20 protein-coding genes are annotated in these 22,336 nt (G+C 66.9%); 10 read left to right on the top strand and 10 right to left on the bottom strand.

What is annotated here, in order from left to right; translation table 11 throughout:
• Window positions 1-54: 54 nt before the first annotated feature.
• A complete protein-coding gene (locus J5J86_RS07995; RefSeq protein WP_247658227.1) occupies window positions 55-498 on the top strand; it encodes a DoxX family protein in 444 nt (147 codons plus the stop codon).
• Between the two features lie 57 nt (window positions 499-555).
• On the opposite strand, the gene J5J86_RS07990 is transcribed toward J5J86_RS07995, so the two are convergent.
• The gene (locus J5J86_RS07990) at window positions 556-1,317 is read right to left on the bottom strand and encodes a M48 family metallopeptidase (RefSeq protein ID WP_209104363.1); all 762 of its coding nucleotides are present in this window, start codon (window positions 1,315-1,317) and stop codon (window positions 556-558) included.
• Between the two features lie 194 nt (window positions 1,318-1,511).
• Window positions 1,512-2,873: a polyhydroxyalkanoate depolymerase gene (locus tag J5J86_RS07985; RefSeq protein ID WP_209104362.1), complete on the bottom strand. Its 1,362-nt coding sequence runs from the start codon at window positions 2,871-2,873 to the stop codon at window positions 1,512-1,514.
• 154 nt (window positions 2,874-3,027) lie between these two features.
• Between J5J86_RS07985 and J5J86_RS07980 the strand changes: the two genes are divergently transcribed.
• A complete protein-coding gene (locus J5J86_RS07980; RefSeq protein ID WP_209104361.1) occupies window positions 3,028-4,332 on the top strand; it encodes an ActS/PrrB/RegB family redox-sensitive histidine kinase in 1,305 nt (434 codons plus the stop codon).
• Window positions 4,333-4,621: 289 nt separating this feature from the next.
• Complete coding sequence (locus tag J5J86_RS07975; protein ID WP_209104360.1) at window positions 4,622-5,176, top strand: ActR/PrrA/RegA family redox response regulator transcription factor; 555 nt, start codon at window positions 4,622-4,624, stop codon at window positions 5,174-5,176.
• Window positions 5,177-5,567: 391 nt separating this feature from the next.
• On the opposite strand, the gene J5J86_RS07970 is transcribed toward J5J86_RS07975, so the two are convergent.
• Window positions 5,568-6,053, bottom strand: a complete 486-nt coding sequence (locus tag J5J86_RS07970) for an MmcB family DNA repair protein (protein ID WP_209104359.1) — start codon at window positions 6,051-6,053, stop codon at window positions 5,568-5,570.
• 2 nt (window positions 6,054-6,055) lie between these two features.
• A complete protein-coding gene (locus J5J86_RS07965) occupies window positions 6,056-6,931 on the bottom strand; it encodes a YihY/virulence factor BrkB family protein (RefSeq protein ID WP_209104358.1) in 876 nt (291 codons plus the stop codon).
• Between the two features lie 235 nt (window positions 6,932-7,166).
• Here J5J86_RS07965 and J5J86_RS07960 point away from each other — a divergent pair, with 235 nt between their 5' ends.
• On the top strand, window positions 7,167-8,252 hold the full coding sequence (locus J5J86_RS07960; protein ID WP_209104357.1) for an FUSC family protein: 1,086 nt from the start codon (window positions 7,167-7,169) through the stop codon (window positions 8,250-8,252).
• A gap of 2 nt (window positions 8,253-8,254) precedes the next feature.
• On the opposite strand, the gene dnaQ is transcribed toward J5J86_RS07960, so the two are convergent.
• From dnaQ to J5J86_RS07935, 5 genes are all read right to left on the bottom strand, one after another.
• Window positions 8,255-8,980 carry a DNA polymerase III subunit epsilon gene (gene dnaQ / locus J5J86_RS07955; RefSeq protein ID WP_209104356.1) on the bottom strand — a complete coding sequence of 242 codons (726 nt, stop codon included), beginning with the start codon at window positions 8,978-8,980 and terminating at the stop codon, window positions 8,255-8,257.
• Between the two features lie 207 nt (window positions 8,981-9,187).
• Window positions 9,188-9,784 carry a dephospho-CoA kinase gene (gene coaE, locus J5J86_RS07950; RefSeq protein ID WP_209104355.1) on the bottom strand — a complete coding sequence of 199 codons (597 nt, stop codon included), beginning with the start codon at window positions 9,782-9,784 and terminating at the stop codon, window positions 9,188-9,190.
• 1 nt (window position 9,785) lies between these two features.
• Entirely contained in the window at window positions 9,786-10,637 is an 852-nt protein-coding gene (locus tag J5J86_RS07945; protein ID WP_209104354.1) for a shikimate dehydrogenase, read from the bottom strand.
• A complete protein-coding gene (locus tag J5J86_RS07940; protein ID WP_209104353.1) occupies window positions 10,634-11,245 on the bottom strand; it encodes a Maf family protein in 612 nt (203 codons plus the stop codon). The genes J5J86_RS07945 and J5J86_RS07940 overlap by 4 nt, the downstream gene beginning before the upstream one ends.
• Window positions 11,242-12,096: a pyruvate, water dikinase regulatory protein gene (locus J5J86_RS07935; protein WP_209105305.1), complete on the bottom strand. Its 855-nt coding sequence runs from the start codon at window positions 12,094-12,096 to the stop codon at window positions 11,242-11,244. The genes J5J86_RS07940 and J5J86_RS07935 overlap by 4 nt, the downstream gene beginning before the upstream one ends.
• 365 nt (window positions 12,097-12,461) lie before the next feature.
• On the opposite strand from J5J86_RS07935, the gene hemE reads away from it, so the two are divergent.
• From hemE to J5J86_RS24595, 4 genes are all read left to right on the top strand, one after another.
• A complete protein-coding gene (gene hemE, locus J5J86_RS07930; RefSeq protein ID WP_209104352.1) occupies window positions 12,462-13,520 on the top strand; it encodes a uroporphyrinogen decarboxylase in 1,059 nt (352 codons plus the stop codon).
• A gap of 48 nt (window positions 13,521-13,568) precedes the next feature.
• On the top strand, window positions 13,569-13,994 hold the full coding sequence (gene hemJ / locus J5J86_RS07925; protein WP_209104351.1) for a protoporphyrinogen oxidase HemJ: 426 nt from the start codon (window positions 13,569-13,571) through the stop codon (window positions 13,992-13,994).
• Between the two features lie 405 nt (window positions 13,995-14,399).
• Entirely contained in the window at window positions 14,400-15,665 is a 1,266-nt protein-coding gene (gene rho / locus J5J86_RS07920) for a transcription termination factor Rho (protein ID WP_209104350.1), read from the top strand.
• Between the two features lie 329 nt (window positions 15,666-15,994).
• Window positions 15,995-17,446: a glycosyltransferase family 4 protein gene (locus J5J86_RS24595; protein ID WP_209104349.1), complete on the top strand. Its 1,452-nt coding sequence runs from the start codon at window positions 15,995-15,997 to the stop codon at window positions 17,444-17,446.
• A 147-nt stretch (window positions 17,447-17,593) separates the two neighbouring features.
• On the opposite strand, the gene J5J86_RS07910 is transcribed toward J5J86_RS24595, so the two are convergent.
• Window positions 17,594-19,642: a thioredoxin domain-containing protein gene (locus J5J86_RS07910; protein WP_209104348.1), complete on the bottom strand. Its 2,049-nt coding sequence runs from the start codon at window positions 19,640-19,642 to the stop codon at window positions 17,594-17,596.
• A gap of 45 nt (window positions 19,643-19,687) precedes the next feature.
• Between J5J86_RS07910 and mnmE the strand changes: the two genes are divergently transcribed.
• Window positions 19,688-21,001 carry a tRNA uridine-5-carboxymethylaminomethyl(34) synthesis GTPase MnmE gene (gene mnmE, locus J5J86_RS07905; protein WP_209104347.1) on the top strand — a complete coding sequence of 438 codons (1,314 nt, stop codon included), beginning with the start codon at window positions 19,688-19,690 and terminating at the stop codon, window positions 20,999-21,001.
• A gap of 172 nt (window positions 21,002-21,173) precedes the next feature.
• Window positions 21,174-22,262 (top strand): acyltransferase family protein, encoded by a 1,089-nt coding sequence (locus J5J86_RS07900; protein ID WP_209104346.1) that lies wholly within the window; start codon window positions 21,174-21,176, stop codon window positions 22,260-22,262.
• Window positions 22,263-22,336 lie beyond the last annotated feature (74 nt).

The raw sequence follows: 22,336 nt of genomic DNA, 5'->3' as shown, positions 1-22,336 counted from the left end.
GCGCTCGCTCACGTCATCGTGCGTCTCTCCCGCATTGCGATTTTGCAATGCAGCATGAAGAAGACCTCGTCTCAGCCTGCTGACGAGGATTTCATGCGCTTCCTGGACGATCTCGCCCTCCTGACCGGCCGTATCCTGATGGCTGCCCTGCTGCTGCCCTCGGGCGTGAAGAAGCTGATGGACATTGGCGGCACCACGCAGATGCTCGCCGCCAAGGGCCTGCCCATGCCCGAAATCCTCGCCATCGCCGCGGGCGCGGCCGAGACGGTCGCCCCCATCCTCCTGGTGCTGGGCCTGGTGCCGCGCATCACCGCAGTGCTGGCTGGCGGCTTCGTGCTGGTGGCGACCCTCACCTCGCACCGCTTCTGGGAAATCGCCGACCCGGCCATGGCCATGGGCCAGCAGATCCAGTTCCTCAAGAACATGGCCATCATTGGCGGCACCATGTTCTATTTCGTCTCCGGCGCGGGGCGCTTCGCGCTCGGCGGGAAGCGCTGACCGCGCGGCGGGAACTGGGCGCGCCCGGGCACGGCCCGGGCCGCTTCCTCGGGGCGCTCAGCCCTCCGCGCCGAAGCGGTGGAGGCCGGCACCGTTCGCCCGCAGCCAGGCTTCCGCCGTCCTCCGGTCGGGATAGATGCGCTCCACTTGTCGCCAGAAATGGGGGCCGTGATTCATCTCCAGCCGGTGGGCCACCTCATGGGCGGCCAGATAATCCAGCACTGAGGGCGGGGCGAGGATCAGCCGCCAGGAGAAGGACAGCTTCCCATCCGCCGAGCAGGAGCCCCAGCGGCTCGACGTATCGCGCAGCGTGATCGGCCCGACCGTCACCTTCAACGCTGCCGCATGGCGGGCCACCGCCGCCTTCAGTTCGGCGCGGGCGAGGCGCTTCAGATAATCAAGCACGCGGCGCGCCACATGGGGTTCATCCCCGGCGACGCACAGCAGGCGCTCGCCATCAGCGCCCGTCTCTTCCCAGCAGGTGCCACGTGCCCCCAGCCGGTGGACGATGAGATGGGGCACGCCGCGCAGCGGAATGGTCTCGCCCGGCGCGAATGGCACCGTTTCCGGCAGGCGCACCAGACGGGCGCGCACCCAGTCCACATGGCGGGAGACGAAATCGCTGGCGGTGGCGAAGGAGACATGGGGCGGGGCGGTGAGCGCCACGTCGCGGCTGGCCGTGCGCACGCGCAAAGTCAGCCGACGGGCGGAGGGATGGCGACGCAGCGCCACCTTCACCACCTCGTCGTCCAGCCGCAGCTCGATCCACTCCCCGCCGGGAGGCGGGGGCGGATGCCTGTCACGCCGCCGAAACAGCATTCCCCACCTTGCACGCCCCATGACAGGGACGTCTCGCTTTCCATTTCAGGAAATGTGGGGGAATTCGCTCAGATGCGCTAGTCCTCGATGCCAATTGGCTGGGGATCGGCCAAAAGGTCCCAGCCCTTACCGCCATAAGCGGGAAGAACAGCGAAAGATTGTGAAAGACGCCAGCGAGACTTCGCGGGCCGCTTTCATTCCGCGCCTGGCGCAGCCCGATCGCCGAACCGAGGCGTGACCACGTTGTCGCGATTGCGCGGCCAGTTGTTGGACAGGATGAAGTCGGAGATGCGCGGGGCGATCTCGGAGCGGAAGCGCGAGCCATTGAAGACGCCGTAATGGCCAACCCCCGGCTGCACCCAATGGGCACGCTTCTCGTCCGGAATGAGCGGGCACAAGGTGTGGGCGGCAAATGTCTGCCCGACGCCGGAAATGTCGTCCTTCTCCCCTTCCACCGTCATGAGCGCCACATTGCGGATGGTCTCGGGCCGAACGCGGGCGCCGTGGTGGAACATCTCGCCCTTGGGAAGGGCATGGCGGATGAAGACCTGCTCGACCGTCTCCAGATAGAACTCGGCGGACAGGTCCATGACCGCCAGATATTCGTCATAGAATTCGCGGTGCTTCTCGGCGGAATCGCCGTCACCCTGGATGAGATGGCGGAAGAGATCGTAATGGGCCTGAAGGTGGCGATCCAGGTTCATGCTCATGAAGCCATTGAGCTGCAGGAAACCCGGATAGACCTGCCGCATGGCGCCGGGATGGGGCCACGGCACGGTGGTGATGACATTGCGGCGGAAGAAGTCGATGCCCTTGCTCTCGGCGAGGCGGTTCACCGCGGTCGGCGCCTGCCGGGTATCGATGGGCCCGCCCATGAGCACCATGGACTTCGGCGCATAAGGATCGCCCTCCTCTTCCATGCGGGCGATGGCCATCAGCACCGGGACGGCCGGCTGGCAGACAGCGAGCACATGGCAGTCGCCGCCCATGCGGTGGAAGATGGAGATCAGATAGTCCACATAATCGGACAGGGTGAAATGGCCTTCCGCCAGCGGCACCAGCTTGGCGTCGATCCAATCGGTCACATAGACATCGTGGGTGGGCAGGAAGGCCTCCACCGTGCCGCGCAGCAGCGTCGCATGGTGGCCGGACATGGGCGCCACCACCACGAGGCGCGGCTGCGGGCGGCGCGGCGGCTGGGAAAAGGCGCGCTCGAAATGCAGCAGGCGACAAAATGGCCGGGACCATACGGTATTGACGTGGACGGGTATCCGCTCCCCGCCCACCACGGTATGGGTGAGGCGCCAGTCGGGCTTGGCGTAGCGCCGCGTGGAGCGCTCGAACAGCTCGATGGCCGCCGCCATGGACTTGCCCATGGTGGTGTGCGCGGCGGGATTGAGGGGGTTCTCGAAGATGAGGCGGCTGGCATCAGCCAAGGCCCGCGATGGATTGAGCGCGGCGTGCGTCATCTCGTACATCCAATACAAGGGTGACGAGAGCGCCGCGCTGCCGCTTACGGGCCGCCGGGCCGGGCCGCTGAACTCACCGATGGCCATGGTCGTTCCTCGATTGTGTTGTTCCGTTGAAGGTGTCGTCAAAGTGTCAAACCGTCAATCGCCCCCAAAGATCCATCAGACGTGACACGTCATGATGCACAAGATTGCTTTCCCGAAACTAACCAACCACTGAGCGAAACGGCCCGGACGCGCCATGGCATCGGCATTCGCAACCTTCCCTGACGGAAGATCACTGGGTCTTCGACTGGACACGCTCATCCGCCTGCGCTGGCTGGCGGTGGCGGGGCAGACCTTGTCCATCCTGGTGGTCTATCTGCTGCTGGGCTTTCCCCTGCCGCTCGCCCCGTGCCTGGCGGTGGTGGGCCTGTCCGTGGTGCTCAACATCCTGCTGCGGGTGCGCTTTCCGGTGGCGCGGCGGCTCTCCGACGTGGCGGCCGGGCCGCTGCTTGCCTATGACGTCCTGCAGCTGACCGCCCTGCTCTATCTCACCGGCGGGCTGAACAACCCCTTCGCGCTTCTGTTCCTGGCCCCCGTGATGATCTCGGCCACCGCCTTGTCCTGGACCACGACGGTGCTGCTGGGCGTGTTCGCGGTGTTCTGCGCCGGCATTGTGGGCCTGTGGCACCAGCCCTTGCCCTGGATCGGGCCGAGCGAGCCGGAATTGCCGAACCTGTTCCTGGCCGGCACCTGGGTCGCGCTCTCCGTCGCCATCGGCTTTATCGGCCTGCATTCCTGGCGGGTGGCGGAGGAGGCGCGGGAACTGGCCGATGCGCTCGCCGCCACCGAGCTGGTGCTGGCCCGCGAGCAGCACCTCTCCCAGCTCGACGGCCTCGCCGCCGCCGCCGCCCACGAGCTGGGCACGCCGCTCGCCACCATCGCTCTGGTGGTGAAGGAGATGGAGCGCTCCTGCCCGCCGGATGATCCCCATTCGGAAGACATCGTGCTCCTGCGCGATCAGGTGCGCCGGTGCCGGGATATTCTCCAGAAGCTGACGTCCCTCGGCTCAGGCGATGCCCCCTTCGACCGCATGCCGTTGTCCCTGCTTCTGGAGGAAGTGGTCGGTCCCCATCGGGATTTTGGCATCACCATCGCGGTCCACCTGCCGGAGGACCGCACCGACGAGCCGGTGATGGACCGCAATCCCGGCCTCATCTACGGCCTCGGCAATCTGGTGGAGAACGCGGTCGACTTCGCCGAAAGCCGGGTGGAGCTGGAAGCGCGCTGGACCACCACCCGCATGGAGATCACCGTCTCCGACGACGGGCCGGGCTTTTCCCCGGAGGTCTCCGACCGCATCGGCCAACCCTATGTGACCAGCCGCGCCCGCGACCGCCAGGAGGCGGACGAGGAAAGCGGGCTCGGGCTCGGCTTCTTCATCGCCAAGACCTTGCTGGAGCGGACGGGCGCGAGCCTGTGGGTAGAAAACCGCCCGGCTCCGGCCCATGGCGCCCAGGTGCGCATCTCCTGGATGCGCAATGCGGTGGCCCTCGACAGTTGAGGTGCGCGAGGTCCCGACATTTGAATGGCTTAGGCGACGCTCTCCGGCATTTTCGGCGGGAAAACGATGCTATGGGCGCTGCGGCACGCGACAAATCGACGCCAATAGGTCATGGTCTCGGCGGAGGAACGTTTAAGGCTTCGCGTAGGTGCCGTGCCCGCAAGCGGCGCGGCGGGGGTCCCGCACTCCAGGGACCGCCGGTGTCCATCCGACCATGAACCTTTGATCCGGCGCATGGTTTCGGCTCACGGGACGCTGCAAAGAAAGCCGAGTCCGAAGGAATTTGACCATGACCGAACCCGTCCAGATGGCCCCAGAGGGAGACCCGTCCGTTCTCATCGTCGATGACGACCGGTCCTTCCTCCAGCGCTTGGCCCGCGCCATGGAAACGCGCGGCTTCGCCGTGAGCACGGCCGAGAGCGTGGCCGACGGCCTCGCCAAGGTGGAAGCCGCCGCCCCCGCTTATGCGGTGGTGGACATGCGGCTCGGCGACGGCAGCGGGCTCGACGTCATCTCCGCCTTGCAGAAGGCCAAGCCCGAGGCCCGCGCCATCGTGCTCACCGGCTATGGCAACATCGCCACCGCGGTGACGGCGGTGAAGCTTGGCGCGGTGGATTATCTGGCCAAGCCCGCCGATGCGGACGACGTGGTCGCCGCCCTCATGGCCAATGCCGACCACAAGCCCTCGCCGCCGGAAAACCCCATGTCGGCGGACCGGGTGCGGTGGGAGCACATCCAGCGCGTCTATGAATTGTGTGGCCGCAACGTCTCGGAGACGGCCCGCCGCCTCTCCATGCACCGCCGCACGCTCCAACGCATCCTGGCAAAGCGCGCGCCGCGCTGAGGCTGTTTCAGGGCCACTTCATTCGTCATGGCCGGGCTTGTCCCGGCCAGCCACGGGACAGGGCCGAGGCACAGGACCAAGGAGCGGGTTTCAGGAGTTGAAGGTGATGGAAGCCCGGCCATGAGGGTGCAGGCGCGCTGTTCGCCCGGCGTCCATTCCGGTACTCCCGGTCCGCCCCCTCCCCAACCCTCCCCCGCAAGCGGGAGAGGGAGTGTGGCCGGCGAGCGGCGCGTGTCTTTCAGATATGACGGAAGTAATCGCCCTGGTGCAACGAACCCCCTCTCCCGCTTGCGGGGGAGGGTTGGGGAGGGGGAAGGCCGGGAAAGCGTGGGCGAGCGCCCAACGCGCCCCGCGCCTGGCTTAGCCGTCGACCTCTGTCCACTGGCCCCGCTCACAGATCCGCATAAGGCCGCAGGTCGGGATCGTGGAGGGCGGCCAGCCGCGCGGCGCCGGCGCGGGCGAGGCGGATCAGCAGGGTCTTGCGGGTGGCCGCCGGCAAGGCGTGCAGCGGCGGCGGGCGCAGCACATGGGCGCCGAAGGCATCCCCCACCAGGATGCCCACCTCCTCTGGCAAGATCTCGACGGGAAAATCCACCGTCACCGCGAACAGCAGCCGATCGCAAAAAGCCCGGTATTCCGGCCATTTGACATCGGCACGGAAGTCCGCCACCGACGACTTGATCTCCACGATGGAAATCTCCCCCTTGGCGTCGAGCGCCGCGATGTCGGCCCGCCGGCCGGAAGCGAGGGAGAATTCCGGGATGCCCATCAGCCCCAGCGCCGCGAAATGGCGCAGCACGCCCCGTTGCAGCGCCAGCGCGGTGGGCGACTGGCGGCCATCGGGCTTGGGAACGGGCGAGGTCGAAGGGCCGGCCATGGTCAGTCCCGCGCGTCGGCGAGGGTGGCGAGCCGCCGCTGCTGCGCCGTCTCCCGTGCTCGGGCGATGGCGGCGTTGAACTCGCCGCCGAAGATGAAGATGGTGGCGCTGAGATAAAGGAAGACCAGGGCCACCATCACCGAGGCGAGGCCCGCATAGGTGGTGACATAATTGCCCGCGAACTCGGCCAGATACATGCCGAACACGGTGGCCGCCACCAGCCACAGGATCAGGGTCAGCAAGATGCCCGGCGCCACCTGCAGCAGGCTGCGCCGCCCCGCCGGCAGCCACAGATGGGCCACCACCAGCCCGATAATCAGGATCACGCTGGTGCTGGCGATGCGGATGAGGGTGACGATGCCACCGAACGGCTTGAGAGCCGGCACATGCTGCACCGTCTTTTCCCAGAGCAGGGGGCCAAGCACCACGAAGAAGGACAGAGCGAGCATGCCCGCCGCGCCGATCACCACGAAGGCGATGGATTCCAGGCGCAACTGGTACCAGGTCCGCCGCTCGGCCACCTGATAGGCCCGGTTGAGGCCGATGCGCAGGCTCTCGATGCCGTTTGAGGAGAAGTAGAGCGCCAGTGCCACGCCGAAGGTCAGCAGGTCCGTGCGCACATGGTTGACCACGTTGTAGATTTCGCGCGCGATGGGCTCGGCCACCTGCTGGGGCCAGGTGTCCAGGATGAGCTGGATGGTCTCGTTGGCCAGCGGCCGCAGGTCGAGGAAGGCGGCCAGCGAGGTGACGAAGATCAGGAATGGGAACAGCGACATGAGCGCCGACAGGGCGATGTGGCTGGCAATGGCCCAGCCGTCATCCGCCACGAAGCTCCAGAAGGCATCCATGACGACGCGATAGCACCTGACGATGATCATCACCTTCGGTCCAAGCCCCGCCTCTGTCATCCCCGCCCGCCGGGAACCTCCACCGGTGAAGGTCCGGCGGTTCCGAAGGTTCCCGAACCCACGGCGGCCCCTTCCTATAGCCGGTCGGGGCCCCAACGGAAAAATTCTCAGCCCGGAGGATCGGGCCCGTCCCTTTTGCGGGACGATTCCAGTGTAGACCTGTTCCGCCAGGATCGCCTCCGGTCCCCCGCCAGAGACCCTCCCCATGCGCCTGCCCACCCTTCCCCGCTTCACCCTCGCCGATGCCCGGCTCGCGCTGCGGGCCACCGTGGCGGCTCTGGTCGCCTATCTTCTGGCCTATTGGCTGGATCTGCCCAAGGGCTATTGGGCCGTGCTGAGCGCCATATTGGTGGTGCAGTCCTCGCTGGGGGCGAGTCTCGCCATCGCCATTGACAGGTGCCTGGGCACCATTGCCGGGGGCGTCATCGGCGTGGGCTTCGCCATCGTGGCCGGCCCGTCCTTCGGGCTGACCCTGGCCTTCCTGGTGCTCGGCACCTTCATGGCTGCGCTGCTGGCCGCCCGCAGCCCCAGCTACAAGCTCGCCCCGGTGACGGTCTGCGTGGTGATGCTGGCCGATCCTTCCCATGCGGACCCTTGGGTGTCCGGCCTGGAGCGCATCCTGGAAATCTCGCTCGGCGGGGCGGTGGGACTTGCCTGCGCCCTGCTCGTCCTGCCCTCCAAGGCGCGGGAATATCTCTATCCCCATGTGGCGGATGTGCTGGACGGATGCGCCGCGCTCATCGATCTGGGCGCCCGCGGCTTGGTGGAAGGTACGCTCGACCCGGCAACCCTTGATGCCACCAACACGAGCGTGCGCGTCGCCCTGCGCGCGGCGGACACGCGGGCGGGGGAAGCCAAGCGGGAGAAGATCGGTTTCTTCAGCCAGAGCCGGGACATGACCCCCCTGGTGCGGGGCGGGCGACGGCTGTGGCACACGGTCATCATGCTGCTGCGCGGCGCGGCCCACCCCATGGACAAGGAGCTGGGACGCGATGCCGGCCCAGCGCTGATGGCAGCCACCACCGCGCTTTCGGCGGTGGCGCGGGCCATCGCTGCCAATATGCGGGACGGGGAGGGCGTCGACATGGACTCCACGCTGGAGACGGCGAGCGGTGCCGTGACGGCGCTCGATGCCCAGATGGACCGCCTCGCCCAGTCGGGTGCCTTTTCGGGCGATGGGGCGAGCCTCGTCCAGCTTTCGGCGGCGGTGGCCGCCTGCGAGCATCTTTTGGAAAACCTCACCGAGCTGGCGGCGCGCCTGAAGGACATCCGGGCGCCGATGGAGGAGTAGCCTCAGGCTGCCGGGGGCGCCTCGGCGGTCGGCTCGGCATAGGTCGCCCAGATGGCCTTCTCGCCCATCTCGGCGATGAAGGCCACATGGGCGGTCAGTTCCTCGGGCGTCAGCAAAGGGGGCAGGGGAACGGGGCGCTGGCGCGCGACGATCTTCTCGGCGGACATGAGGCGGGGGGCGGCATTCTCGTCATCCACCAGGCCCACCAGCATGGCCTGCCGGCCACCCAGCAATTCGCTGTACACCTCCGCCAGCAATTCCGCGTCGAGCAGCGCCCCATGCTTCACGCGCTTGGAGCTGTCGATGCCATAGCGGCTCATCAGCACATCGAGCGAATTGGGGCCGCCGGGATGCTTGCGGCGGGCGAGCGCCAGAGTGTCGATGACCCGGTCGCGGGCAATGACCGGCCGCCCGGCCCGCTCCAGCTCCGCATTCAGGAAGCCGATATCGAACGCCGCATTGTGGATGACCAGCGTGTCGTCGGCGATGAAAGAGAGGAACTCGTCCGCCTTCTCGGCGAACTTAGGCTTGTCGGACAGGAACTCGCTGGACAGGCCATGGACGTTGAACGCCTCCACCGGCATGTCCCGCTCGGGGTTCAGATAGACGTGGAAGACGTTGCCCGTGAGGATGCGGTTGACCATCTCCACGCAGCCGATCTCCACCACCCGGTCGCCATTATTAGCTTCCAGGCCCGTGGTTTCGGTGTCGAGCACGATCTCGCGCATGGGAGCTCCTGAAAGCCGGCTTTGAGGGTCAAGCCGTCCATATCACATGGAAGCCCGTCATGCCCGGGCTCGTCCCGGGCATCCACGGTTCCTCCCTCAGCCCTGTCCTTGCGGAGCCCCGTGGATGGCCGGGACAAGCCTGGCCATGACAGACGAAGCGTCACGTCTGCGCGCCGTCCCTTGCTTGGAAGAAATTCCGGTCTCTCTCTAAGCCCGCCGCCCCGGCCCGCTCAAGGCGCGCACCACGCCGGCCACCTGGTGCCGGGCGGCATCGAAGCCGCGTCCGGTATCGATGAGGAAATGGGCGCGGCGGCGCTTTTCCGCGTCGGGCACCTGCTTGGCGAGGATGAGGGCGAAGCGCTCTTCGCTCATGCCCGGCCGCGCTAAGACGCGGGCCTTCTGCACCGCTTCCGGCGCGCTGACCACCGCCACCGCATCCACCCGGCCGGCCGAGCCGGTTTCCAGGAGAAGGGGGATGTCCAACACCACCAGCCGCGCCCCCGCCGCCCGCGCCTTGGCGAGAAACGCCTCTTCCCGCGCCCGCACCAGCGGATGGACGATGGCTTCCAACCGCTTCATGGCATCGGCATCGCCCAGCACGCGCTGGGAGAGGGCCGGGCGGTCCACCCGTCCGTCCTTCACCACGCCGGGAAAGGCGGCTTCCACGGGCGCCACCGCTTCCTTGGCATAGAGGTCGTGCACGGTGGCGTCGGCATCATGCACGGGCACGCCCATCGCGCGGAACATGCCGGCGGTGGCGGATTTTCCCATGCCGATGGAGCCGGTGAGGCCGAGCACCCACATGTCAGGCCTCCAACTGGCCCTTGGCGCGCAGGTCTTCCACCAGGCGGGCGCGCAAGGCCTCGTCCACCTCCGGCCGCACGCCGAACCAGCGCTCAAAGCCGGGCACGCCCTGGTGAAGGAGCATGCCGAGCCCATCCACCACCCGAAGCCCCCGCGCCCGCGCGGCCTTCAGCAGCGGGGTTTCCAAGGGCACATAGACCGCATCGGTCACCACCGCATCGTCCGGCAGCACGGAAAGGTCGAGATCGAGCGGCGGGTGGCCCTTCATGCCCAGCGAGGTGGTGTTCACCAGCACGCCGGCCTCCGCCATGGGCCGCGCCACGTCGGCAAGCGGCAGGGCGGTGACTTTGGGGCCGAACAAAGCGGCCAGCCTCTCGGCCTTTTCCAGCGTCCGGTTGGCGAGGTGAATGCGCTCCACCCCCGCCTTCAACAGCCCGAAGAGAATGGCCCGCGAGGCCCCGCCCGCCCCCAGCACCACCACCGGCCGGTCCGACTGCTGCCAGCCGGGGGCGTTGGCGTCGAGATTGGCGATGAAGCCATAGACATCCGTATTGCCGCCCATCAGGTGGCCATCTTCCACCCAGAGCGTGTTCACAGCGCCGAGCGCGCGGGCCGTCTCATCCGCGTGGGCAACGGAGCGGAAGGCCACTTCCTTGTCCGGGGCGGTGACGTTGCCGCCCGTATAGCCACGGGCAATGAAGCCGGCAAAAAAGTCCGCCGCCTGGTCGAGCGGGACCTCCTCGCGGTCATAGCTGCCGGAAAGCCCGTGCTTTTCCATCCAATAGCCATGGAGGAGAGGCGAGCGGGAATAGGCCACGGGCTGACCGATGATGCACAGCTTGGGAGAGGTCACGGCAGAAGGCCCTTGGAACGCAGGAAGCCAAGCAGGGGCAAGAGCGGCAGCCCCAATATGGTGAAGTGGTCGCCCTCGATGGCCTCGAACAGATGCACCCCTAGCCCCTCCAGCTGGTAGCAGCCGACCGAAGACAGGATGCCCGGCCCAGCCGCCTCCAGATAGGCGTCGAGCGCCTCATCCGACAAAGGCCGCATGGTCAGGCAGGCGGTCTCCACCGTTTCGAACAGCACCTCTTCGTCCTTCACCAGCGCAAGCGCCGAATGGAGGGCATGGGTGCGGCCGGCGAGGCGGGAGAGCTGGCGGCGGGCGGCCGCCATGTCCGGCGCCTTGTGGAAGGCGACGGGGCCAAGCGCCAGGGTCTGGTCCGCGCCCAGAACCAGCCGGCCCGGCGCCAGCGCGCTGCCGGCCAGCGCCTTGGTGCGGGCCAGCAGGCGGGCCACATCGTCGGGGGCGGCCTCGGCGGCGGGGGCGGCGCACTCCACCGCACGCTCATCCACCGTCACTGCGATGGGCTCAACGGGAATGCCGGCGGCTTCCAGCACCGCCCGCCGGGCGGCGCTCTTGGAGGCCAGAACCAGCGGGGCGGCGCCCGTCCACAAGCTCATGTCTCCGCAATGCTCCGGCGCCGGCGCTCGCTCACGAGGCCGATAATGGTGGCCGCCGTTTCCTCGATGGAGCGGCGGCTCACATCGATGATGGGCCAGCCATTGCGCCCGCACAGGCGCCGGGAAAAGGCGATCTCCTCGGCCACCGCCTCGCGATCCACATAAGAAGGGCTGGCAGAGGTGGCGTTGAGGCCGAGCAGGCGGTTCTGGCGGATTTCCACGATCCGCTCGGGTGTCGCCACCAGGCCCACCACCAGCGGCTTCTTCAGCTTTTCCAGGTTGGGCGGAACGGGAACCTTCGGCACCAGCGGGATATTGGCGGTCTTAATGCCGCGATTGGCCAGATAAATGGAGGTGGGCGTCTTGGAGGTGCGCGAGACCCCCAGCAGCACCACATCCGCCTGTTCCAGATCATCGGTCATGTGGCCGTCATCGTGCATGACGGTGAAGTTCAAGGCGTCGATGCGCTTGAAATAGGTGGCATCCAGCGCGTGCTGGCCACCCACGCGGGGCTGCGGCTCGCCGCCGAGATAGGCCTGGAACAATTGAACAACCGGAGCGAGCACGGAGAGATAAGGCACGCCCAGGTTTTCGCATTCCTGCTTCAGCCGGTCGCGCAGCTCCTTGTCCACCATGGTGTAGAGCACGATGCCCGGATGGCTCTCGATCTCCGCCAGCACCCGCTCCAGCTGCTTCATGGAGCGCACGAGGGGATAGACGTGCTCGATGGGCAGCACGTTCGCATATTGGGCGCAGGCGGCCCTGCCCACATTGATGAGCGTTTCGCCCGTGGAGTCGGAAACCAGATGCAGGTGGAAATAGTTCGGATTGGGAGCCCTGGATGCATTCACCACGGCGGTGGCCCTCCCGGCCCTGTGGACAGCCGGTGCAGGAAGGCACGGCCTCAAGGCCCACGCAAGCGTCCTATCAGGATAGCGGGCATCGTCATCCACATTTCAGCTTCATGGGACAATGTGAGACCCCCCTCCTGTTGAGGAGTGGGGATTTCCGCACCGCACCTGAGCCGTTAGTGTTTTGTTAACCGGCTTTGGAGGCGCTTCGCGGGCGGTGCGAAACGGGGTGCGCGGACGTGTCTTCCTGTGGAGCGGTTGTCGATCGCCGCGCGAATAGTTAATCAACCGTTAATACCCAACAGACTCTCTCTTTTAAAAAAGAATCTTGTTTTCTTAAGTGGGGTTGGATGACCGAGAGCCCGATGCCTGAATCCCACGCGCCTGCGTCGCCGGTTGCCTCCCCCTTCCTGGCGGTGCTGGACGGGGAACCCCGCAATCCGCCGCCGCTCTGGATGATGCGCCAGGCGGGCCGCTACCTGCCTGAGTATCGCGAGGTGCGCGCCAAGGCCGGCGACTTCCTGACGCTCTGCTACAATCCGGCCCTCGCCGCCGAGGTGACGTTGCAGCCCATCCGCCGCTTCGCCTTCGACGCGGCCATCATCTTTTCCGACATATTGGTGGTGCCCCATGCCTTGGGCGTGCCGCTGCGGTTCGCGGTGGGCGAAGGCCCGCGTCTGGAGCCCGTCACCGACGCGGCGGGCATTTCCGCGCTCGCCGGCCGGCTTGATGAAAATCGCGTGGGACCGGTCTACGAGGCCCTTTCGCTGGTCCGGGCGAGCCTGCCCCGGGAAACGGCCCTGATTGGCTTCTGCGGGGCTCCCTGGACGGTGGCGACCTATATGGTGGCCGGGCAAGGCACTGACGACCAGGGGCCGGCGCGTCTGCTCGCCTTGCGCCAGCCGGACCTGTTCCAGACCCTCATCGATCGCTTGGTGGAAGCCTCCATCGCCCATCTGTCTGCCCAGATCACCGCCGGCGCGGACGCGGTGCAGGTGTTCGACACCTGGTCCGGCGTGCTGGATCCGGACTCCTTCCAGCGCTGGTGCGTCGAGCCGCTTGCCCGGATCGTGAAGGGCGTGCGGGCCGATCATCCGGGCGCGCGCATCATCGCCTTCCCCAAGGGGGCCTCGCTGGAGGGCCTGGAAGCCATGGCGGCTTTGGGCGTGAATGCGGTGGGCCTCGACTGGACCGCCGATCGCAAGGCGGTGCGGAGCCGCCTTGTGGATAAGGTCGCCGTCCAGGGCAATCTCGATCCCTTGCGCATGATTGCCGGAGGGGCCGCGCTGGAGGACGAGATCCTCAACATCCGCAAGGATTTTGCGGGCGCGCGACACATCTTCAACCTGGGCCACGGCATCCGGCCGGAGACCCCGGTCGCCCATGTGGAAAAGCTTGTGGAAAAAGTCCGCCAAAGCCTGTGAACAAGGAGGCCGCTCCCGCCGGCTTCGGCAGGGGAGGGGACATGCGCCATGCTCTATCTGTCCATCAAGGCCTTTCACATCATGGCCGTCATCTCCTGGATGGCCGCCATGTTCTATCTGCCGCGCCTGATGGTCTATCATTGCGACGCGCCGGTGGGCTCGCAGCAGTCCGAGACGTTCAAGGTCATGGAACGGCGGCTGCTGAAGGCCATCTGCAACCCGGCCATGATCGCCACCTGGCTCGCCGGGCTCTATCTGCTGTGGGATGGCGGCTGGATCACCGATGGCTGGATGCATGCCAAGCTGACCTTGGTGCTCATTCTCTCCGGCTTTCACGGCATGCTGGCCCGCTGGGTGCGGGAATTCGCCAAGGACGAGAGGAAGCACACCCCGCGCTTCTACCGAATCGCCAATGAGGTGCCCACGCTGCTGATGATCGGCATTGTCCTGCTGGTGGTGCTGAAACCATTCTGAGCCTCCCTCGGCGGCAGATGGCGGCTGCGCCCGCTCCATTCGGCGGTGCGGAAATGGCGGGAATCGCCCGTAAACCATTGTAGTCAAAAGAGGTTTTTCTATTTGTGTTCCACGCGCACCGGCTGCGTCAAATGGCGTCCGCACGGGGAAAGTGTCCGCCTTTCGGAGGACTTGCGCAGGACCGGGGCAATCCGGTATTGTATCAATGCTTTCCCCAACGCAGGCGAAACGTGCATCCGTCCTTCGGTCGCGTCATGAGACCTGGACCGACAGACTTGGACCGTACGCAAGGCAAGGCCACGCCATAAGGCTTTCCTGAAGACCTGCGATCCCCCGTCCCTCCCTTTACGCCTGGTGCCCGACGCGGCGCCGCAGGCGCAATTCAAGATTTCGAGGCTTTCCCTTATGCGGGAAGTGAAACTCCAGGATCTCAAGTCCAAAACCCCTGTCGAGCTGCTGGCCTTCGCCGAGGAAAACCAGGTGGAGAACGCCAGCACCCTGCGCAAGCAGGAGCTCATGTTCGCCATCCTCAAGCAATTGGCCGCCAGCGAAACCGAGATCATCGGCGAAGGCGTGGTCGAGGTGCTCCAGGACGGCTTCGGCTTCCTGCGCTCGCCGGATGCCAATTATCTCCCCGGCCCGGACGACATCTATGTCTCCCCCTCGCAGATCCGCCGCTTCGGCCTGCGCACCGGCGACACGGTCAACGGACAGATCCGGTCCCCCAAGGAAGGTGAGCGCTATTTCGCCCTTCTGAAGGTGAACACGATCAATTTCGAGGACCCGGAAAAGACCCGGCACAAAATCAATTTCGACAATCTGACGCCGCTTTATCCCGATGAGCGCCTGAAGCTGGAATTCGAGGATTCCAACAAGAAGGACTTTTCGGCGCGGATCATCGACATCGTCTCGCCCATCGGCAAGGGTCAGCGCGGCCTCATCGTCGCCCCGCCCCGCACCGGCAAGACGGTGCTGCTGCAGAACATCGCCAAGTCCATCACCGCCAACCATCCCGAATGCTTCCTCATCGTGCTGCTCATCGACGAGCGCCCCGAGGAAGTCACCGACATGCAGCGCTCGGTGAAGGGCGAGGTGGTCTCCTCCACCTTCGACGAGCCCGCCTCCCGCCACGTGCAGGTGGCCGAGATGGTCATCGAGAAGGCCAAGCGCCTGGTGGAGCATGGCCGCGACGTGGTCATCCTCCTGGATTCCATCACCCGCCTGGGGCGCGCCTACAACACGGTGGTGCCCTCCTCCGGCAAGGTGCTGACCGGCGGCGTGGACGCCAATGCCCTCCAGCGGCCCAAGCGCTTCTTCGGCGCGGCCCGCAATATCGAGGAAGGCGGCTCGCTCACCATCATCGCCACCGCGCTCATCGAGACCGGCTCGCGCATGGACGAGGTGATCTTCGAAGAGTTCAAGGGCACCGGCAATTCCGAGGTGATCCTGGACCGCAAGGTCTCCGACAAGCGCGTCTTCCCGGCCATCGACATCACCCGCTCCGGGACCCGCAAGGAAGAGCTGCTGGTGCCGGCCGACGTGCTCAAGAAGATGTATGTGCTGCGGCGCATCCTCAATCCCATGGGCACCGTGGACGCCATCGAGTTCCTGCTCGACAAGCTGCGGCAGACGAAGACCAACCAGGACTTCTTCGATTCCATGAACACCTGAGGACCTTCCTTACGGAAAGGTCGCTCTTTACCGGATGAAAACCAGGTCGGGGTTAAGTCCTATGGGGGCTTGCCCCGACTTTTTTGTTCAAGCAGGGACGACCGTTCGGTTCCGTCCCGACGGGGGCGATTTCCGAGGCATCGGAGCGCACTCTTCCTGACTGCATGGTCATTTGACCGCATGTGGCGTGTCCTGTAAGCCCTCTTGAGGGTTGCAGTGCAATGCAGCTGAGGCATTCGGCGGCGGGGGCCGGCGCGGGTGCAGCGGGCGGGTGACCGTTATTGATCGAGAGAGACGTGCGATCGATGGATGTGTCGCCGCTGCGAGCCGTGAGTGACGGGCCCGGAACGACGATCCGGCGCATCATCGTCGATTGCTCGTACATCTCCCCCGATCCCACGCCCACCGGCATTCCCCGGGTGGTGGAGAAATATGTCACCCACGGACGGGCGGTGGCGGCGGCCTCCGGCGTGGAGATACTCGCCGTGGAGGCGACGCCCGACGGCGTCTTCCATGTGCGCAAGGAGGCGCCCAGCCAGGCCGTCCCGGTGCGCCAGGACATTCCCAAGGGCGGAAAGATCCTTCTCGAAGTGCTGCGCTATGTCTCGCGGGTGCTGAAGGAGGCGGCGGGCCTGTTCGCCGCCCTCGTGCCGGCAAAGCCTGTGAAGCGCCAGATGCAGCGTGTGTCCGCCTGGTGCGCGGACCTGGTGCCGAACACCCGCAAGAGATTTGAACGCCAGCGTGAGCTGGGCGAGGCGGTGGTGCCCGGCCCCGGAGACGTCCTGTTCTGCCCGGGCTATTGGCACGAAATGGACATGGACGTCTATGACCGGGCCCGCACCGCCGGCGCCGAGGTGGTGTTCCTGGTCCACGATATCCTGCCGGTGACGCTGCCCACCTTCTATGAATATCCCTGGCGCTGGGACTTCGCGAAGCGGCTTGCCCGGTCTTTCGACATCGTCAGCCACTATTATTGCATTTCCGCCTATACCCTCGCGGAAGTGAGCACGTTCGCGTCCTGGCACCGCAAGAGCATTGAGGGATCCATCGCCTATAACGGCTTTGATCCCGCGCCGCTGCGCGTGGGCACTCGCCCCGCGCGGCTGGAGGGCCTCGCCGCGGAGCTGCTGGCCACCCAGCCCTGGCTCATGGTGGGCACGCTGGAGCCCAAGAAGGGGCACCGGGACGCGGTGGGCACCTTCGAAATGCTGTGGGACGCGGGCTATGAACGTCCCCTCGTGGTCATCGGCCGGCGCGGCTGGATGAGCGAGGAGCCGGTGGACGTGATCCGCGAGTCCCGCTGGTATGGTCGCAAGCTGTTCTGGCTGGACGACATTGATGATGCCGGCCTCGCCGCCTTCTATGATCGCAGCCACGCTTTGCTGTTCGGCTCTCTGGCCGAGGGCTTTGGCCTTCCGGTGCTGGAGGCCGCCTCTCACCAGATGGCGGTGCTGGCGCGCGACACCGCCGTGGCGCGGGAGATCCTCGGCGCGGAGGGCTTCTACTTCACCGACCGCGTGGACCTTGCCGCCGGCATTGAGGCGATGGAGGTGCCCGGCCGCCGGGAGGCGGAGCGGGCGCGCATGGCGGGCCTGAAATGGTATCGCTGGGCAACGGTGGTGGAGGGGGTGACGCTGGATATCCTGCGGGGCCGTGGACGTCGGGCGCAGGGGGCGGACCTGCTCGTCGGCGCGCCGCAGGAAGCGGTGGGGACTGCCCCAGTCAGCGGCGAGGGGAGTCCCTCCGTTGCGATGGCACGGGCTGCGGCGACACACATCTAAAAGTGGTTTTACAACCGTTACTCACCGAAAAGTTGATCTATTAGGAAGCTCGCCAGGGGCAAAGTCCTGGGGTTTCCGATCCATTCTTCGTCCAGACAAGAACGCCCGCCAGCGGCCATTTCTGGCCATCTGGCGGGCTATGGTGTTTCAGCGGGCGCCCGAACGGGCGGTTTTGACCCGCGCGGCCGCCATGGCGGCGGGCAGGGCATCGGGATCGGTGACCGGGAGGGAACAGCGCCCCTCCGCGCACACGAAGGCGGCTCCGGAGGCAGGCACGGCCTCTGCCTGGGCGCGGGCGAGGCTGTTGGCTGGCGCCGACGCCCCGTCCGCGAGGCGCATCACCACCCGGTCGAGGAAGGACTGGCCGAGGGCGGCGTGGGCGAAATCATCCCGGGCCTCCCCCACGGCCACCACTTCCATCAGCCGCAGGCGGGTGTCGAGCGCATTGAGCAGGGCGCCATGGGCCAGGGGATTGGCCGCCGCCGCACCCGACAGGGCGATGAGGATGCGGTCGGCGCGTTCCCGCAAATCCTCCGATCCGGTCAGCGCCGCGAGCCGCACCAGGGCATCGGCGGCCACTCCATTATGGTTGGGCATGGCCTCGTCATGGCTGGAGGAGGGGCGCAGGATGAGCCCTTCGGCGTCATCGGCGGTGAGGAAATAGGTGCCCGTGGCGCTGTCCAGATGGTGCCCCTCCAGCGCCTCCATCAAGGCCGTGGCGGTGGCCAGCGGCTCCGGACGGCCGGTGGCCTCGTGCAGCGCAATGCCCGCCCGCGCCATGGCGGCAAGGTCGGTGGCAAGGCCGGGGCCCACCAGCTTGCCCTCCCGCCAGGAATGGCCGAGCCGCAGCCCGCCATTGGCCCGACCCATGAGGCGGCACACCGCATCGAAGGCGCGCTCGGCCATGGCCACCCAGTCGGCCTCGCCCAGCAGCGCCCCGGCGCGGGCGAGCGCCGCGATCATGAGGCCGTTCCAGTCGGCCAGAACCTTGTCGTCGAGACCGGGTCGCACGCGATGCGCCCGCGCGGCGAGGAGCTTTTCCCGCAAGGGGGCGAGCCGCGCCTCGTCCTCCGCCTCCACATCGCCCACGCGGGTGCGGTTGAGAATCGTGGTCCCTTCCCAATTGCCGCCGGGCGTTACGTCATAGAAGCCGGCGAAATACTCCGCGTCCTCAGCGCCCAGCACCTGCCGGATCTCGCCGGCCGTCCAGACATAGAACTTGCCTTCATGACCCTCGCTGTCCGCATCCAGGGAGGCGGAAAAGGCACCCTCGGCCGTGGTCATTTCCCGGCGCAGCCAGCCCACCGTCTCGGTGGCGCGGGTGCGGAAGAGGGGGTCTCCGGTCTCCTGATAGGCCAAGGCCAGCAGCTCCAGGAGCTGGGCATTGTCGTAGAGCATCTTCTCGAAATGAGGGACCAGCCAGGCCTCATCCACCGCATAGCGGGCAAAGCCGCCGCCCAGATGATCATAGATGCCGCCCTCGCACATGCGATTGAGGGTGAAGGCGGCCACCGCCTTCAGGCGTTCCGTGCCGGTTCGGTCGCCCGCCCGCCACAGCAATTCCATGAGCCCGCATTGGGGGAATTTGGGCGCGCCGCGCAGGCCGCCATGGGCCCGGTCGAACAGGTCGGCGATCTGGCTGGCGGCCTTGTCCAGGTCCTTCAGGCCGATGGTCACCGCCTCTTTGGGGCGGGCGGAGGCCTCCAGGCGGCCGAGAATGGCGTCGCGATTGTGCTGCACCTTGTCGGGGCTCTCGGCATAGACCTGCGCCACCTGGGTGAGCACATCGGTGAAGCCGGGGCGGCCATATTTGGCGGTCTTGGGGAAATAGGTGCCACCCCAGAAGGGGGCGCCCTCGCCATCCAGGAACATGGTCAGCGGCCAGCCGCCCTGCTCGCCCAATTGGTGGAGCGCGGACATATAGATCTGGTCCACGTCCGGGCGCTCTTCCCGATCCACCTTGATGTTCACGAACAGGCGGTTCATGACCGCTGCGACGCCCTCATCCTCGAAGCTCTCATGGGCCATCACATGGCACCAGTGGCAGGCGGCATAGCCCACCGACAGCAGGACCGGCTTGCCGGTGCGCTTGGCCTCGGCGAAAGCCTCCGGACCCCAGGCCCACCAGTGGACGGGATTGTCCTTGTGTTGGAGAAGGTAGGGACTGGTTTCGGCGGCCAGGCGGTTTTCGCTCATGGTCGGCTCCGGGGTTGGCCGGCGCTGCGGCCGGAAGGAGAACATATGTCACGGTCATCGGACACCATCTTCGCCCTGTCCAGCGGTCGTTTGCCGAGCGGGGTGGCGGTGGTGCGTGTCAGTGGGCCGGCGGCCTTGTCCGCGCCGCAGACGCTGCTGGGATCCGTGCCCCCGCCGCGCATGGCCCGCTATGGAGTGCTGCGCGATCCCGCCGACGGGAGCGTGCTGGACCGGGGGCTGGTCCTGGTGTTTCCCGGTCCCGCCAGCTCGACGGGGGAGGACACGGCGGAATTCCATCTCCATGGCGGCCGCGCCGTGGTGGCCCGCTTCCTGGAAACCCTCGGGCGCCTCGACGGGTTCCGACCGGCGGAGGCCGGCGAGTTCACCCGGCGCGCCCATGCCAATGGCAAGATGGATCTGGCGGAGGCCGAGGGCCTCTCCGATCTCATCGCCGCCGAGACGGACGCCCAGCGCCGGCAGGCGCTCGCCCAGGCGGGCGGTCTGCTCTCGCGCGCGGTGGAGGGCTGGCGGGGGCGGTTGATCCGGGCGCTGGCGCTGGTGGAGGCGAGCGTCGATTTCACCGACGAAGGGGACGTGCCGGAGGATCTGGCCGGGCCCGCCGTGCGCGAGGCGGCCGCGCTGCGCGCCGAATTGGCCTTGGCGCTCGCCGATGCGGGTCGGGGCGAGCGGGTGCGGGATGGGTTGGTGGTGGCCATTGCCGGTCCGCCCAATGCGGGCAAGTCGACCCTGCTGAACCGGCTCGCGGGGCGCGAGGCCGCCATTGTCTCCCCCGTGCCGGGGACCACGCGCGATGCCATCGAGGTGCATCTGGATCTCGCCGGGCAGGCCGTGACGCTGGTGGACACCGCCGGCATCCGGGAGACGCAGGATGCGGTGGAAGCCGAAGGCGTCCGCCGCGCCCGCGCCCGGGCGGGCAGCGCGGACCTGGTGCTGTGGCTCTCGGCCGATGGCGAAGAGCCGCCGGAGGGCCTTTCCGGGGCGCTCCGGGTGCGCACCAAGGCGGACCTTCTGCCCGGGCGGACCGTGGGGCAGGCGCTCGCCATCTCCGCCACAACGGGGCAGGGGATCGAAGATCTAGTGGCTGATATCGCGGAGCGGGCATCTGTATTGGCCGGTGGCGAGCCGGCGCTTCTGGTGCGGGCGCGGCAGGTGGCGGGGGTCCGCGCCGCGCTGGAACATCTGGATCGGGCTTTGCTGTGGGGCGGGCAGGGGGCGTCTGAGGAAATCCTGGCCGAGGAATTGCGGCTCGCGGCGCGTGCCCTGGATAGCGTGGTGGGGCGGGTGGATGTGGAGGATGTGCTGGATGCGCTGTTCCGCACCTTCTGCATCGGGAAATGACAGCGCAGGGCGCGTGTTTCACGTGAAACATCCCGCGCCCTCCCGCCCCTCCGCCGACAATGTTTCACGTGAAACATCCGCGTGCGGGCGGATGACACATCCGTTTCCCAACGTTGATTTCTGTTTCTCAAACGTTTCGGGCTAAGCTCCTCCCCGGTGTGGGAAGAGTGACATGATCAAGGATTACGGAGAGACCCGTTTCATCACGGGTCTGCGGGCCTTCGCGGCCCTGGCCGTGGTGCTGCTCCATGCGGGCGGCGCCGGGCTGAAGGAGTTGGGGCCAGCGGGTGCCACATGGGTGGAGATGGCGGGACGCGGGGGCGTCTATGTCTTCTTCGTCATTTCCGGCTTCAGCGTCAGCGCCTCCTATCTGGCGGCGCCCTCCTATGGCGATTATCTCGCCCGGCGCTTCTGGCGCATCGCCCCACTTTATTACGCCTGGATCGCCATCGTCGCGGCGGGGCTCGTGCCGCCTTCCGGATGGGCGGCGGTGTTTCATGCCCCTGCAGATCTCTACAACGTGCTCATGCATGTGAGCTTCCTGAGCTTCCTGGATTATCGCATCGCCAATTCGCTCATCGAGGCGGAATGGTCGCTGCCCATCGAGATGGCCTATTATCTCGTGCTGCCCCTGGTGCTCGTCTGGGCGCGGACGCTCCTGCGGGTGGCGCTGGTGGTGGCAACGGGGTTTGCCATTTATCGGCTGGGCCTGTCGCACCTGAACTGGCTGCCCGTGCCGCGGGACTATGCGGGCCTTGCCTTCATCTGGAGCCCCATCCCCTATGCCTTCTGCTTCGCGCTGGGCCTGGCGGCCTTCCGCCTGCGGGAGGTGCTGAAGGCGCCGGGCTGGGCGGGGGATGGAGCGTTGCTTGGCGGCCTCGCGGCCATGGTCGGCGTGGCCTTCATTCCCGGCGTGCAGGTGGGCGCGCTGAAGGCGGAGTTCCTGGCCTTTTCGCTGGCCGCCTTTGCGATGGTCGCTCTGGGCAGCCGGCGGGCGCCGCTGATGAACGCGCTCTTGGGAAATCCCGTCTCCCAGTATCTGGGGCTGATCAGCTTCTCCATCTATCTCGGCCACCCGGCGGTGCTCGGTGTCCTGGGTGGGGCAGGTCTGCTGCCGGCGGCGCCCTTGCCCAAGGCGGTCCTCGTTATCGCCGCCACTGTGGCGCTGGCCAGTGCCACCTTTTTCCTGGTGGAGCAGCCGGGCCAGCGGATGGGCCGGCGCCTCCTGCCGCGCCGGGTGCGCGTCCAGCCGGCGGAATAGGGCAGGGGAGAGCACAACGAAAAAGGGCCGGCATGACCGGCCCTTTTTTATGCCCGCTGGTGCGGACCATGTTT

Source organism: Aquabacter sp. L1I39 (genome assembly GCF_017742835.1).
In the GTDB taxonomy this organism is placed as follows: Bacteria; Pseudomonadota; Alphaproteobacteria; order Rhizobiales; family Xanthobacteraceae; genus L1I39.
The sequence above is the reverse complement of the archived record's forward strand: the minus strand, read 5'-3'. Positions and strand labels throughout refer to the sequence as shown.

Coding starts and splice junctions, on each gene's coding strand:
- J5J86_RS07995 (WP_247658227.1), top strand. CDS start 55: ATGAAGAAGACCTCGTCTCAGCCTGCTGACGAGGATTTCATGCGCTTC.
- J5J86_RS07990 (WP_209104363.1), bottom strand. CDS start 1,317: ATGCTGTTTCGGCGGCGTGACAGGCATCCGCCCCCGCCTCCCGGCGGG.
- J5J86_RS07985 (WP_209104362.1), bottom strand. CDS start 2,873: ATGGCCATCGGTGAGTTCAGCGGCCCGGCCCGGCGGCCCGTAAGCGGC.
- J5J86_RS07980 (WP_209104361.1), top strand. CDS start 3,028: ATGGCATCGGCATTCGCAACCTTCCCTGACGGAAGATCACTGGGTCTT.
- J5J86_RS07975 (WP_209104360.1), top strand. CDS start 4,622: ATGACCGAACCCGTCCAGATGGCCCCAGAGGGAGACCCGTCCGTTCTC.
- J5J86_RS07970 (WP_209104359.1), bottom strand. CDS start 6,053: ATGGCCGGCCCTTCGACCTCGCCCGTTCCCAAGCCCGATGGCCGCCAG.
- J5J86_RS07965 (WP_209104358.1), bottom strand. CDS start 6,931: ATGATCATCGTCAGGTGCTATCGCGTCGTCATGGATGCCTTCTGGAGC.
- J5J86_RS07960 (WP_209104357.1), top strand. CDS start 7,167: ATGCGCCTGCCCACCCTTCCCCGCTTCACCCTCGCCGATGCCCGGCTC.
- dnaQ (WP_209104356.1), bottom strand. CDS start 8,980: ATGCGCGAGATCGTGCTCGACACCGAAACCACGGGCCTGGAAGCTAAT.
- coaE (WP_209104355.1), bottom strand. CDS start 9,784: ATGTGGGTGCTCGGCCTCACCGGCTCCATCGGCATGGGAAAATCCGCC.
- J5J86_RS07940 (WP_209104353.1), bottom strand. CDS start 11,245: ATGAGCTTGTGGACGGGCGCCGCCCCGCTGGTTCTGGCCTCCAAGAGC.
- hemE (WP_209104352.1), top strand. CDS start 12,462: ATGCCTGAATCCCACGCGCCTGCGTCGCCGGTTGCCTCCCCCTTCCTG.
- hemJ (WP_209104351.1), top strand. CDS start 13,569: ATGCTCTATCTGTCCATCAAGGCCTTTCACATCATGGCCGTCATCTCC.
- rho (WP_209104350.1), top strand. CDS start 14,400: ATGCGGGAAGTGAAACTCCAGGATCTCAAGTCCAAAACCCCTGTCGAG.
- J5J86_RS07910 (WP_209104348.1), bottom strand. CDS start 19,642: ATGAGCGAAAACCGCCTGGCCGCCGAAACCAGTCCCTACCTTCTCCAA.
- mnmE (WP_209104347.1), top strand. CDS start 19,688: ATGTCACGGTCATCGGACACCATCTTCGCCCTGTCCAGCGGTCGTTTG.
- J5J86_RS07900 (WP_209104346.1), top strand. CDS start 21,174: ATGATCAAGGATTACGGAGAGACCCGTTTCATCACGGGTCTGCGGGCC.